Source organism: Candidatus Neomarinimicrobiota bacterium (genome assembly GCA_018651745.1).
Classification (GTDB): domain Bacteria; phylum Fidelibacterota; class Marinisomatia; order Marinisomatales; family TCS55; genus JAAZYX01.
Genome location: JABIDL010000014.1, coordinates 13,106 through 27,987, shown reverse-complemented (window position 1 = coordinate 27,987; position 14,882 = coordinate 13,106). Strand labels below are relative to the sequence as shown.

The 14,882-nt window shown below is 39.1% G+C and carries 6 protein-coding genes; all 6 read left to right on the top strand.

The features are described from left to right. Window positions 1–9: 9 nt before the first annotated feature. The 6 genes from HOD97_02325 to HOD97_02300 all read left to right on the top strand — a co-directional run bounded on the left by HOD97_02325 (window position 10) and on the right by HOD97_02300 (window position 14,879). Complete coding sequence (locus tag HOD97_02325) at window positions 10–1,896, top strand: DUF255 domain-containing protein (GenBank protein MBT4280448.1); 1,887 nt, start codon at window positions 10–12, stop codon at window positions 1,894–1,896. Continuing rightward, a complete protein-coding gene (locus HOD97_02320; protein ID MBT4280447.1) occupies window positions 1,893–2,459 on the top strand; it encodes a TlpA family protein disulfide reductase in 567 nt (188 codons plus the stop codon). The genes HOD97_02325 and HOD97_02320 overlap by 4 nt, the downstream gene beginning before the upstream one ends. Before the next feature lie 16 nt (window positions 2,460–2,475). Further along, on the top strand, window positions 2,476–5,433 hold the full coding sequence (locus HOD97_02315) for a M1 family metallopeptidase (protein ID MBT4280446.1): 2,958 nt from the start codon (window positions 2,476–2,478) through the stop codon (window positions 5,431–5,433). A 247-nt stretch (window positions 5,434–5,680) separates the two neighbouring features. Continuing rightward, a complete protein-coding gene (locus tag HOD97_02310) occupies window positions 5,681–9,940 on the top strand; it encodes a T9SS type A sorting domain-containing protein (protein MBT4280445.1) in 4,260 nt (1,419 codons plus the stop codon). Window positions 9,941–10,054: 114 nt separating this feature from the next. Beyond that, on the top strand, window positions 10,055–11,458 hold the full coding sequence (locus HOD97_02305) for a Do family serine endopeptidase (GenBank protein ID MBT4280444.1): 1,404 nt from the start codon (window positions 10,055–10,057) through the stop codon (window positions 11,456–11,458). A gap of 124 nt (window positions 11,459–11,582) precedes the next feature. Beyond that, entirely contained in the window at window positions 11,583–14,879 is a 3,297-nt protein-coding gene (locus tag HOD97_02300) for an isoleucine--tRNA ligase (GenBank protein MBT4280443.1), read from the top strand. Window positions 14,880–14,882: the final 3 nt, after the last annotated feature.

Sequence of the window (14,882 nt, the reverse complement as noted above, 5' to 3'; positions counted from 1 at the left end):
TTGATCTCTATGTGGAATAACCAACAAAAACTCAAAATTATATCGGGTTTGATACTTTTAATCCCGGCAGTTATTCTGGCTCAATTCCAGGATCCTGTTTCGGTTTCAGCTGATGTAAAAGACCCTGCACGTGCCGGCGAGGTTGTTAATATTTCCGTCCAAGCAAAAATGGATGATGAATGGCATATTTATGCACTTTATGATGTTCCGGATGGGCCCATCGCGTCTAGAATTTCCACTTCGGGCGACGGAATCGAAACCAAAGGAAGAGTGATTGAACCTGCACCAATTTTAGAATGGGACGATGGGTTTGAAATGGAAACCCGGTTCCATAGAGGGAATGTAGAATTCACGGTTCCAATTCTACTAAAAGAAGAACTTGCGCAAGGCGAATTGACTGTAACTGTTACGGTAATGTATCAAGTTTGTAATGCTTCGGTGTGCTACCCTCCAAAAGAAGTACACATTCCTGTTACAATTCAGGTTGAAGAAGGTCCAGCTCGGAATGATAGGATTTTTCTCGCTAGCTCCACCACAATAGACCAGAGTGGAAACATTGATTTAGATGCGGCTATTGAAGCAGGATTTTTTCCATTTATTTTATTGGCGCTTTCGATGGGTTTTTTAGCTTTATTAACTCCCTGCGTTTTTCCAATGATTCCCATAACAGTTTCCTTTTTTACAAAGCAAGGAGAAATGGAAGGGGAAAGTCCAATCAAGCAGGCGACGGTTTATACTCTTGGTATTATGGGAACATTTACATTGCTCGGATTAATATTGGCATTTACGCTAGGTGCATCCGGTGCCAATCAATTGGCAGCAAATCCATGGGTTAATTTTTTCATCGCATCGTTATTTATATATTTTGCATTGTCTCTTTTCGGGATGTACGAAATTCAACTTCCCCAAAGTTTTAGCCAATTCACTCTAAAGCAGGAAGGGCGTGGAGGCTATGTAGGCACCTTGTTTATGGCAGTTACATTTACGCTCACTTCTTTTACTTGTACAGTTCAGTTTGTTGGGTTGCTTCTTGTCGCTGCAGCTCAAGGGCAGTGGTTTTGGCCTGGAATTGGGATGATAGTTTTTAGCGGTGCTTTTGCATTACCTTTTTTCTTTTTAGCACTTTTTCCGCAATACCTTGCAAAAATGCCACAATCGGGCTCTTGGTTAAATGCAGTGAAAGTTGTGATGGGATTTTTGGAATTAGCTGCTGCATTTAAATTCCTTAGCAATATGGATCTCGTTTGGGGTTGGGGATTTTTTACACATAAAATGGTACTTGCTTCCTGGGCAATTTTGATGCTTTTCACAGGAATATATTTACTGGGAAAAATTCGTCTTCCTCACGATTCAAAATTGGAAACGATTGGTGTGCCGAGAATGATTTTAAGTTTTATATTTATTACTTTTGCTTTGTATTTAGGCACCGGCTTATTCGGACAAAAAATCCATGGATTGATAAATTCTTATTTACCACCTCCACTGGAGGCGAGTGTTGCTTCCGGAGGTAATGAAAACGGTTTTTCAGCGGTTCATAATCTGGAATGGTATACCGAATTGGAAGATGGCTTGGCCGTGGCTCAAAAAACCGGAAAACCTGTTTTTGTGGACTTTACGGGTTACACCTGTACCAATTGCCGTTGGATGGAAACAAATATTTTTCCTGAGAAAGAAGTTTTAGAACGGTTTGAAAAAATGATTTTAGTACAATTATATACCGATGGCGGACCGAATTACCGAGAACATCAGCAATATGAAATTGACAGGTTTGGTACAGCTGCCTTACCTTTTTATGTGATACTGAGCCCAGAAGATAAGGTGCTTGGTCGTTTTCCGGGAATGTCACGAAATATAGATGATTTTCTCGCATTTTTAGATAAAGGACTTTCCCAATGAAATACCTTTTAGTAGGGTTAATGTTTCTATTATTGATTACGCCGGCTTGCAGCCAAAAAGAAGAAAAGCCCCAAGTAAATACATCAAAAATAGACTCTTATCCACCGCGTCCTGAGGGATCAGTTTTAGCGCCCGATTTTACTTTGTTAAATAGCGTTACCAGGGATTTGGTAAAAATGCAAGATCTGTTAGGTAAAGTTGTTCTTCTGAATTTTTGGGGAACGTGGTGCGGTCCTTGCAAAATAGAAATTCCTGATTTCAATAAATTATATAAAGATCATAGAAAAGATGGGCTTGAAATTGTAGGAGTTACCTTGACCTCTGGATCGGCGAATGACATTGCAACATTCGCCAATGATTGGAATATGGAATACCTTGTACTATCTGATATTACAGGGAATGAAACCCAACAAGTTTCAGGCATGGTTGGTAAAGCTGTCGGACAACAAATTTATGCAGTTCCAACCACATTCTTGATTGATAGAGAAGGATATATCGTCAAGGGGTATATTGGACCCAGAACTCACCAAGAATTCCTTAAAGATATTATACCCTATTTATAATTCTATTATAAACAAAATGAATTCTTTATTAATGAGGATTTTGCTTGTGTGTTGTACGAGTGCAACTTTCCTCAACGCATCTAATGATTATTGGCAGCAGTTTGTGCAGTATAAGATGGATGTTTCTCTCGATATAAATGAGCACACAGTCGGCGGAAAATCCATCATTACTTATACAAATAATTCACCGGATAATATTCAAAACATGTATCTGCATTTACTACCGAACGCATTTCAGGAAGGATCGGTGAAGCATCGTGAATATCTGCAAAAATTTGGACGGTTAGGTAGGGCGGCGAAGTTTATTGAAGGAATGGATTCCTATTTCAGCAAGGTGGTTGTCAGCAATTTTTCTATCATGTTGGAAGGGACAACCTTGTCGGACACTTTTCAAATGGATGATACAATTTTATCATCATCTTTATCTAAACCGCTGAAACCCGGAGAAACGCTGACAATGGAATTTGATTGGGTGCACCATGTGGGTGAACAAGTAGAACGCGCCGGAAGAGTTGATGAACAGTACAACTTTGCGCAATGGTATCCCAAAGTGGTTGTCTATGATGAAAATGGCTGGCATAATATTCCGTTTCATGCAGAAGGAGAGTTCTACGGTGAATTCGGTACGTTTGATGTTACCCTTGATGTTCCGGCGTGGTACACAGTTGGCGCGACGGGAATAGTGACAGATGGAGATCCGGGTTGGCAGAACGTTGCCGTTGATACGTCCGCAGATTTTGAAGATTGGCTCGAAAAATATCAGGAAAACAAAGTGGATATTGATTCAGCAGCACGGAGAACCGTATCCTTTCACGCAGAACAAGTCCACGATTTCGCTTGGATAACTTCACCCAACTTTTTATACGAACATGGTGCTTGGAATGGAATTGATGTTCATGTTTTGTTTAATGAGAAAAATGGCAAAAAGTGGACGAAAAAAGTGACGGCAAGATCGGAACGAGCCTTGGAATGGCTAAGTACAAAATTTGGTATGTATCCCTATCCGCAGGTGACAACGACCGATAGGCTCAAGGGTGGAGGCATGGAATATCCAATGCTGGTTATGAATGGCAGTGAAAGTGAGAGTTTGATCGTACATGAGATTGGGCATATTTGGTTTTACGGAATCATGGGGAACGATGAAGTTTCCGAATCTTGGCTGGATGAAGGATTTACAACCTTTCAAACCGGACAGTATATGATAAATAGATATGGTGCACATGGTTTTGACTTGGATGCATCCAAACGATATAAATCATTTGAGAAAAAACATGGGAAATTCACAAGTTTTTTAGATAGGGCTCAGTGGTCCACAATTCGATTTCAAACCAGTGGGAAAGATGAACCGATCAGCAGAAAATCCTACATGTTCAACAATGGCGGATCCTATCGCTACAATGCCTACACCAAACCCGGACTCATGCTGGTAGAACTCAATTATGTATTAGGGGATTCTCTGTTTTATGCTTCTATGCAGGAATATTTTGATCGGTGGCATCTGAAGCATGTAAATGAAGAACGGTTTATTTCATCTGTGGAAAACATTTCCGGAGAAAAGCTGGATTGGTTTTTTAATCCGTGGCTGCACAACACACGCATCCTTGACTACGGAATTGATTCATGGAGTAAAACAAAGCAGTCTGATGGTTCTTGGAAAGTCGATCTCAATATCGTTAAGCACGGAACGCGGGAAATGCCTCAACTTTTAGAAATTACATTTGCTGATGGATCTGCAAAACGATTGTGGTGGATAAATCATCAATGGCGCAAGGATGATACATTTTTATTTAACGTACAACGTGATCCAAAATCTATCGTACTTGATCCGGATGGAATGACCATTGATGTTGACCGCCGCAATAACTACAGCGGGCGCATGCCCCGCGAATGGCAGTTCGACTGGATCAATACAGGATATAATCCTAGAGACTCCTTTTACGGGCGATGGACCCCAACATTATCCTACCATGAACTTGATGGATACATTCCCGGATTTCGCATGAAGAGAAAGTACGGATACTGGGAATATCTTCAGACGGGTTTGCATTATGCCTCTAAATCGAATCACGTATATTGGTCTTGGAATGTCGACAGAAAACTGGTCCACAGTTTTGCGGGATTTTCATCGTCTTTGCACGCTTTTGATTTTGGCGGTGTCAGCGGTTATGGATTGGAAATGAAAAATCACTTAAACGAAGCATTTGCAGATTTTCTTACGCATGATGCGTCTATCGGATTTTATGTAACTCATGCAATAGACACGATGCGTACCAATCTTTTTGATGTTGGCCAGGTTGTTGTTTTATTTAGTAGATACAATTTTTCAGTTCAGGAATTAGTAAATATCAATGTGGATGTATCCACGACGCCCGGCTCTATTTCTGATTGGTCTTTTACACGTTTTAATGCCATAGCATCAGTAGACTATAGTAGTGGAAAATTTGGTTTTAGAAATAGAATTATTGTGGGGCACATTTCCAGCGAAACAGGGGTGCCTTCTCAGGAACGATATACAATCGAGGGTGCTGGATCGGGTGATTTGTACAGGAAACCATTTTTACGTGATGCAACTTCTTTTTACGGGAATACTCAGTTGAGAGGTCATTATCACTTACCGGGTGACGCAAATCTACGAGGATATTATGGTGAAAATCTTGTGGGTTCTGAATCTGTTATCACGAATTCATTTGAACTATTTTTCAATCCTGGATTGAAAGTAATCAATATTGAATTAGCCGCTTTTATAGATGATGGATGGATTTGGGGGAGCAAGTTTACCCAAGGGGATGGTGGGTTTAAAGGCGACTATTTATTAGATGCAGGTTTAGGTATGAGAATGAAAAAATCTATTTTTGGAAAAGAATTTACAATCAGGATTGATGTACCGTTAATGGTAAAAGATATTAGCAGTGAGAAAAATGGTTATCAGTTTAGGTCAGATAAGTGGTTATTTAGTTTTTCGAAGGGGATTTAAAAAATATATTGAAGGATTTTTCTTTATTATAGCCAATCTTTTTTTATTGTTTCCTGTGATTGAAATCACATATAAATTTAAAATTGGATACTATTTTCTTGCCTCTACAACTGCCGGTTTCACGAGGAATTTGAAAAGCGTAAAAGCTTTTGGATAAGTCGCATTGAAAAGTAAATTCCGTCGCTTGTTACCTCTAACGATTGAGGAAAAGAATACCCATAAACAAATTAATGAGGAAAATGGTACCATGAGAAATATTAAACAGATTACATTTTTTATTACCCTTTTAGCAATTGTTGTAGGTCAGACTAATCGGGACGAGGTTGTTCAGATTACATTTCCTACTGAAGGAGTGACAGTCATGACGGACTCAATTGACGTCACATTTACCCTTGCTAGCTTTTTTGATATTGATTCCGTTGGCTGTCTTGATTGTGATGGATATCTTAAAGTGTATTTAAATGGATATTATAATTCAAGTGTTACTGCCGTAGGACCTGTTCCCATATCAAATCTTTACGAAGGAACATATCAACTTAAACTTGAAGCTGTTGATCCATCCGGAAACAGTTTCAATCCAGCTGCATTTGACACCGTCAATTTCAATGTTGATCTTCCTTCGGTAGATAATTTATGTGTTCCTACCGGTTTTTCTTTAATTGCCGGGGATGCTAGAAACTTTTTGAGCTGGAATAAACCGATTGATGCTTCTTCCGAAAACCCATTTCCTGCATCGCCGGGTTCTGCAGATTATCACACCGGCTCGGCCACTAATGCGGGTTTTACAGAAACGAGTGCTATCAAAGCAGATGCCGGAAGTTCAACAAGCCGTCAATCCGGTTGGATCCGTTTTGATCTCGCGGGAATGGTTCCTTTTGTATCTGTTGATACAATCATTTTTAATTATTATGTGAATGCAACCAATTGGCCATACTGGAATGTTACTCCAATATCGGTTGATCCCTTGTCCGGAGATGCAGGTGCATTGCATGCAGATATTAACACGGGGATCACTGCTACTGAATCCTATTTATACCAGTCAGAATCGGCAACTTTTTCACCGGGGCAATATTCTAATGTGCTAATCAATAGTGCTAATACGGATTTAGCAGCAGCTATTCAACAAGGATATTTTGCAATGGGCATTGTAGATAGAGATGCCTCTGGTACATATCATGTTTATCTTGATGGATGGAATGATGCAAATCCACCTAGTTTAGAAATTCACTGGAGCATTGGAGATTCACGAGGAGTACATCGAGCCGAAGCAATTTCTAATGATATCCCTTATTCTGATAATGAGATTTTTACTTATAAGCAGGCAATGTCACAGAATCTTGATATCTCAGATTATTTAATGGGAATCAAGGAATTTGAACAAGAATCAACACCAAATATGAATTACAATTCCCGAGAGGTTATTGATGGTTGCGGGGATCTACAGAATTATATCATTTATAATAGCGTCGGTACAGTGGTTGACTCAGTTGTAGATACAACTGCCTATATTCATGAGAACCTGACGAATGATGCAGAATATTGTTATTACGTCGTAGCCAATTATACGGGAGGAGAGTCAGACGTTTCAGAAACTCTATGTGCTACGCCAGAAGCGTTTGTTGCCAACCCACCAACGAATATCCGAGGAACAGCTTTGGACGAAGCGGCGTTTCTTGCATGGACAGTTCCCGGCACGCCAAATTATGTTTATTATGAAAGTTTTGATAATGGCATTCCTGCAGATTGGACTATTGTAAATCTAAATGATGACGAATATACATGGGCATCACCTCATGCAAACTCGAATGCAGTACTTTCAGGATTTGGAGATGCACTCTATGCAATTTGCGATTCAGATGATGCACCAAGTGATGTAGCAATGGATGAAGAACTCATTACGGGGTCTTTTAATTTTTCTACTATTGCCACTCCTTATCTATCATTTCTTACATTTTATAATGATCTAACTACTGGTGATAATTCGGACTTTGCTGCAGTGGATGTATCTACGGACGGTGGTACAACATGGACGAATATGTTTACGTGGGATGCTGATATAGGTTCATCTACAGCCCCGAGCAACGAAATAGTAGACTTAACATCTGTAGCTGGTGATTCTAGCAATGTAAAAATTCGGTTTCATTACAACGATAACAATTCTTGGGCTTGGTTTTGGGCAATTGACAATATTATTATTTATGACTCTGACCCTACAGCGGATGCATTTACTTCTCGAGCTACCGATGGCGATTTCCTTCATTATCAGGTCATTTCAAACAACTCGGTTATTGCTGATTCGATTTCAGGGAATAACACAATTGTCACAGGACTCACCAATGGAGTAGCTTACACTTTAGGCGTGACTGCTCTTTATTATCCTTTTTACAAGAGTGATACTATTGAAGTTGTAGTTACTCCAACTTGGATGTACGGCGATATCAGTGGAACAGTTTACGGTCCGGATGGAACCACGGCAATGGACAGCGCGATTGTTTCAGTAGGAAGCAAAAGGGATACGACAGGAACAGACGGCGCGTACTCTATTATGGATCTTGATCCGGGAACATATACAGTAACAGTTTCTCGTAGCGGTTTCGACGGAGAGGTAGCGGATGTAACCGTTATTGCTCAAGAAGCTGCAACAGTTCAGGATTTTACTATTCTTCCTATTTTAGGTAAACCAGCGGCATTAAATGCAGAACCGGGTGATGGTGAAGTTGATCTTACCTGGATGACTCCAGGTGCTTCGTTGCCAGGTGATTGGGTATTTTATCATGATGGAACATTCGAAAATGGTTATGGATCTACATCGGGAGGTGCAGGTCTTGGGACTTTATTTACCCCATCTGGATATCCAGCAACTGTTACCGCTGTTCGTTTTCATGTATCAACTGGTGGAACTCCAACAGATGATATTGAAGTCTATGTATTCGCAGATGATGGTGTAACTGAGTTGAGTGGTCCTTATACGGTTCCCGGTGTTAGCGATGACTTTATAGAAGTTGATATAGATGATTTTACCATTGAATCAGGTGGATTTTTGGTTGCGACTTACAATGTTGGGACTGATGGTCCTTATGTAAGTGTTGATGAAGATAGTTATAACGGTACACTTTATTTTGGTAATGCTACAGGTGGTTGGACAGAAATGGGTGCTGGTTATGGTATTTTTGCAACAGGTAGTCACGAGGCCTTAATTTCGTCTAGTAGTGGCTTAACTGTCATTATTGGGTCAGAATCAATTAGTCGTCCACAAGGGAATCGAAATGAAGCAGTTAGCGGAGAATTTGCCATGCTTTCACACCCGACCAATGATGTGATTAAAGAACTCTACCTAGGATCAAATGGCGAAGAGAATTTGGAAGTTGTATTAAATACACATCCGTCAAATTCCGCTAATTACAGAACAAGTCGTGAAGATAGTCTTGCAGGTTACAACATTTATGAAATTCGTTCTTCAGGCGATACACTTATCGGAAATAATGGGCCTGGAGATACTACATACACTGTAACTGGGCTTGCGAATTATTCAGACTATTGCTACGCTGTGAAAGCCATTTGGGATACAGACGATTTTGACACATTAGAATCAAAGTATTCTGTAGAGGTTTGTGCCAAGCCATACAAACTTGGTGATGTTGATTTTGACAATGATGTAGATATTGTAGATATCCCGACAATTGTTGACTTCGCTTTGGGTACAGATTCTCCAAGCGACGAAGAATTCCGTGCCGCTGATATTAATGATGATCGGATGATCAATATTCAAGATATTGTTATGACAGTAGATATCATTTTTGGAACGTCATCAAGTAGGACAATTGCTTTTGATCCTTCAGCTACAGCCGGTGTGAGTTTGGGGCATTCCAGTGGTGCATTGGCTGTGAATGTTTCTTATGAAAGTATTTCTAGAGGATTCCAATTCACGGTATCTTATGATCCAAATCAACTGACATTTGGAAGTCCTGTTTTGAATGCATCTACAGATGGAATGATGCTACAGCATTTAGATGATGGTGAAGGAAATTATATGGTTGTGGCGCTTGACCTGAATGGTGGTGGGTTAGATATGAAAGATGGTGCTTTTGTAACGCTTCCAATTTCAATGGCTAACGATGCTTCTGCAGGAACAGATGTTGCTTTGAGCAAAGTAATGATATCAGGTCCGGGAGGAATTTCAATTCCTGTTAGAGATGAAGGATCCTCTCTCAAAATAGAGGTGTTGCCGATGGTGTATGCATTGCATCAGAATTATCCAAATCCGTTTAATCCGGTTACGGAAATTCGATTTGATCTACCCGAAACAGCTCCAGTTACTTTGACGGTGTTTAACATCATGGGGAAAGAGGTTCGGACTTTGGTTACCGAAGATCTTAGTGCAGGATTCCATAGTGTATCGTGGAATGGTCTAAATGATGCCGGATCCCCGGTTTCAACGGGAATGTATTTTTATACTATTTCTGCCGGAACATATCATGCCACGAAAAAGATGGTGTTACTCAAGTAATTTAGTAACTGAAATTATCATTTGAAAAGCGGTCTCTTTGAGACCGTTTTTCATTTGGAACCATTTCTATTTTTCAGCATAAAAATGAGCAAACAATTCAAAAGGAAACTATCAATGAAAAAAACTATATTAATTATTTGGTCTATTTTTGTATTAAATGGATCAATTGTATTATCCGCTCAGAATCAATTTCAGCATGTTTTTGCGGATGTTGCTGAAAAAGCGAATCCTGCGGTTGTGACGATTGTTACAGATAAGATTATTAAAATGGATCAATTCCATAAAGAGTTTGAGGATTACTTTGGATGGAACTTCATTCCACCCGGTATGAACAATGGTGAACGCAGGACGAATGCCCTAGGTTCTGGCGTAATCGTTGATTCAGATAAAGGATATCTTCTCACTAATAATCATGTAGTTGCAGATGTTGATGAAATTACGGTTCGATTACTCGATAAAAGAGAATTTCAAGCGAAAGTCATTGGGACAGATCCCGCTTCTGATTTGGCTGTACTTCAAATTGATGCAAAAAATATTACATCTATTCCTTTGGGCAATTCTGATCAGATCCGTGTTGGCGAATGGGTTGTGGCGGTAGGAAGTCCTTTCTCGACTAATCTATCACACACAGTTACAGTTGGAATTGTGAGTGCGCTAGGTAGAAGCAATATCATTGGGAACAACAAATATGAGGATTTTATTCAAACAGATGCCGCAATTAATCCCGGAAATTCTGGAGGTGCGCTCTTGAATTTGGAAGGTGAATTAGTTGGGATAAACACTGCTATTGCTACGGGTGGTATTGAACGGGCAAATCGGGGAGTTGGATTTGCTATTCCTTCTAATATGGTTAAAAATGTTATGAATGATTTGATTGAAAACGGATTTGTACAACGTGCTTGGCTTGGTGTATATATTCAGGATTTGGATGATGCAACTGCTAGAGCGCTTGAAATTGAAACACGAAATGGTGCACTGGTTGGCGATGTAGTGGTAGATAGTCCGGCAGAAAAAGCTGGTATAGAGACAGGAGATGTTATTATTCGGTTTAACAATTTAGATATTCGTGACCCTTCGCATCTAAAAAATGAAGTTTCTTCAAGTGACCCTGAAAAAAAAGTAAATGTCGAAATCCTCAGAAATGGTCGCAATAAATTGTTAAAGGTAATTCTTGAAGAACTTCCGAAAGACAATCTGGTATTGTCCAAATCAAAAACCAAAACGGATGAAACGGGTATAGGGCTCAGGGTTCAGGATATCGATTCGTCATTAAGAGAACGTTATGGAATTGATCGATCTACTAAGGGCGTTGTAGTTACAGGTGTACTTCAAAATAGTTCAGCCTCTCGTGCAGGTATCAAGGCAGGTGATGTGATTACCAGAGTCGGAACTCGAAAAGTGACTAGGGCAAAAGATTTTCAAAAATTTGTTCAAAAAGCTGAAAAAAATCATATGATATTGTTGCATTTGCGATCTGGTGATGTTGCAAGGTTTTTAACGCTTCAATTAGATAAATAAGATAAAATTATTCGATTCTTGAAAGGGTGGCAGATTCTGTCACCCTTTTTTTATTTTTTACGTAGAATGTTTGTTGTGTACCGACACAAAGACCTAACTTTAGCACTTCATTTATTTAGCAGATATGATTAAAAAAGTCAAACCACAGATCGATTTTATAAAGCTCGAGCATCGTATTCTTGAGTATTGGGAAAAGAACGATGTTTTTGGTGAAAGGGTAAAAGCCAATAAAGGAAAACCTAAATGGTCGTTTATTGATGGACCAATTACCGCCAACAACCCGATGGGTGTTCACCATGCCTGGGGTCGTACAATCAAAGATTTGTATAATAGATTTAAGGCTATGCAAGGACATGAGTTGCGATATCAAAATGGTTTTGATTGTCAAGGTCTTTGGGTTGAGGTAGAGGTGGAAAAAGAGTTGGGGTTTACATCCAAGCGCGATATTGAAGAATATGGAATCGAAAAATTTGTAAATCTCTGCAAAGACAGGGTGCGGAAATATTCTAAAATCCAAACTGATCAATCTATCCGCTTGGGATATTGGATGGATTGGGATAATTCATATTTCACAATGTCTGATGAAAACAATTACACTATTTGGGCCTTTCTCAAAAAATTGTTTAACGATGGAAAAATTTATCGCGGAACCGACTCAGTTCCGTGGTCTGGTCGTTCTGGCACATCCTATTCGCAAATGGAAATTATTGAAGGACGTAAACTTGTCGCTCACAAAGCAGTATTTGTTCGTTTCCCAATAAAAAATAAAAATAATGAATATCTGCTTATTTGGACTACAACTCCTTGGACGCTTACTTCAAATGTTGCTGTAGGCATTAACGGAGATCTCGATTATGTAAAGGTGAAAGCATCTGATGGTGCTGTTTATTATTTTGCAAAAGAAAATCTGGAATTCCAACGTCTTGACAAACAGTTCAAAGAAAAAAAACAGTGGATAGAGGGTGTTCCGAAATTGAAAACATTGGCACAAATGTTTAAGGAAAAAGGTGGGTGCGAAGTGTTGGGTTCTATGAAAGGCTCCGAATTAGTCAACTTAGAATATGAAGGTCCTTTTGATAATTTAGAAGTCCAATCTGAACCTGGTGGTTGGCCGTATGTAAATGACAATTTATCAGAATTGACAGCTTCGGCACAGCACCGTGTGATTGATCCGGGTAAGGATAATATTGGGAATGATATAGTCGTGTCAGGTGAAGGAACCGGTTTAGTCCATTTAGCACCGGGATGTGGCGATATTGACCATAAGATCGGAAAAAAATTAGGCTTTGTTAATCTTGCTCCACTGAATGGGGAATCGAAGTTTATTGAAAAGTTTGGTTGGCTTACAGGCAAACTTGCCACCGATCCGGAAACAACCAATGCAATAATCATTGATTTAAAAGATCGTGGATTTCTTTTTCATGTGGAAGATTATCCTCATGTATATCCGCATTGTTGGCGCTCGGGAGATGAACTTGTTTTCCGCCTTGTAGAAGAATGGTATATCAATATGGATTGGCGAAATGATATTAAAAATGTGGTTGATAAAATAAATTGGCATCCTGAATGGGGACAAGAAAGGGAGCATGAATGGCTGGATAATATGGGTGATTGGATGATTTCCAAAAAACGGTTTTGGGGATTGGCATTACCCATTTGGACATTTGAAGATGACTCGTTTTATATTGTGGGTTCTCGAGAAGAATTGAAGGAACTCGCAGTTGAAGGATGGGAAGAATTTGAAGGTAATAGTCCACACCGTCCATGGATAGATAAAGTAAAAATCAAGCATCCGGAATCCGGATTGGTTGGAACGCGAATTGTGGATGTTGGAAATCCTTGGCTTGATGCAGGAATTGTCCCTTTTTCTACGTTAAAATATCTTTCAGATAAACAATATTGGCAAGAATGGTTCCCGGGTGATTTTGTGACTGAATGTTTTCCGGGACAATTTCGAAATTGGTTTTACTCTATGCTAGCCATGTCAGCATTGTTGGAAAAATCTCCACCATTCAAAACTTTGCTGGGGCATGCTTTGGTGAAAGATGAGCATGGAAAAGATATGCATAAAAGTACAGGGAATGCTATTTGGTTTAACGATGCTGCTGAAGAAATTGGTGTTGATGTGATGAGATGGATGTTTATCCGTCAAAATGTGGAAAAAAACTTATTGTTTGGTTATCATAAAGCAGATGACGTTAGAAAAAAACTTCTTACTTTATGGAATTCGTATTCCTTTTTTTGCACGTATGCAGAAGTGGACGGGTTTGATCCTAACGAGGGTAATCTTGAAGATTGTGAATTAACTATCCTAGACAAGTGGATTTTATCTAAACTAAATGTGTTAATCCAGGATGCAGAAAACCACCTTGAAGCATACAAGCATGATAAATATTTAAAGGTAGTTGATGCTTTCATTGAAGATCTTTCAAATTGGTATATTAGAAGAAATAGGCGAAGGTTTTGGAAGACCGAGGATGATTCGGATAAACATGCTGCTTACCATACACTGTATGAAGTGTTGCTAACACTAACAAAATTACTTGCCCCGGGTTTACCATTTGTTGCAGAAGAAATGTATCAAAATTTGACCACCGGACGCAAAAATTCCCTCATGAGTGTTCATTTATGTGACTTCCCTAAATCTGACTCAAATTTGATTGATGAGATCTTAATGCTTGAGGTGAATTCTATAAGAAAAATTGTGGAACTTGGGCGCTTCGCTCGAAATAAATCTTACATCAAGATTCGACAACCGTTGAGGTCGCTTAAATTTCATACTGAAGATAAAAATCTAATTCAATTCATAAAAACTCATAGCGATGTCATCATGGACGAATTGAATGTTAAATCAATCGAAAATGTTTCTGATTCGGCCACATTAATATCATGGAAGTTGAAACCAAACTTACCTGTTCTTGGGAAAAAACATGGAAAAGAATTGAATGAAATTCGAAAGACTTTGTTAATAGCGAATCCACAGGAGGTAATGACCACCTTAGAAGATGATGGAGAATATGTTATAAAAGTGGGGAATGATTCCATTGCATTGACTCGAGAGGATATATTAACCGAAGTTGAATCTGTTAAAGGGTTTTCAGCTGCAAATGATAGCGGTATCACCGTAGGGCTTACGACTGAATTAGATAAAAATTTAATTCAAGAAGGCATTGTAAGAGATGTAATTAGACAAGTGCAAATAATGCGAAAAAATGCTAAATTTCAGGTCGAAGATCGAATAAAAATATATGGAGTAATCGATGGTGATGTTGGAGATGCGGTAGAAGCATTCAAACAATATTTTTTGAATGAAACACTTACTGAAAAATTTGAAAATGAATTTAAACCGGGTGAATACAAAGAGACATTTACCATTAGAAAACAAAAAATGACATTAGGTATCGAACGGGAACAGAATTGAAAG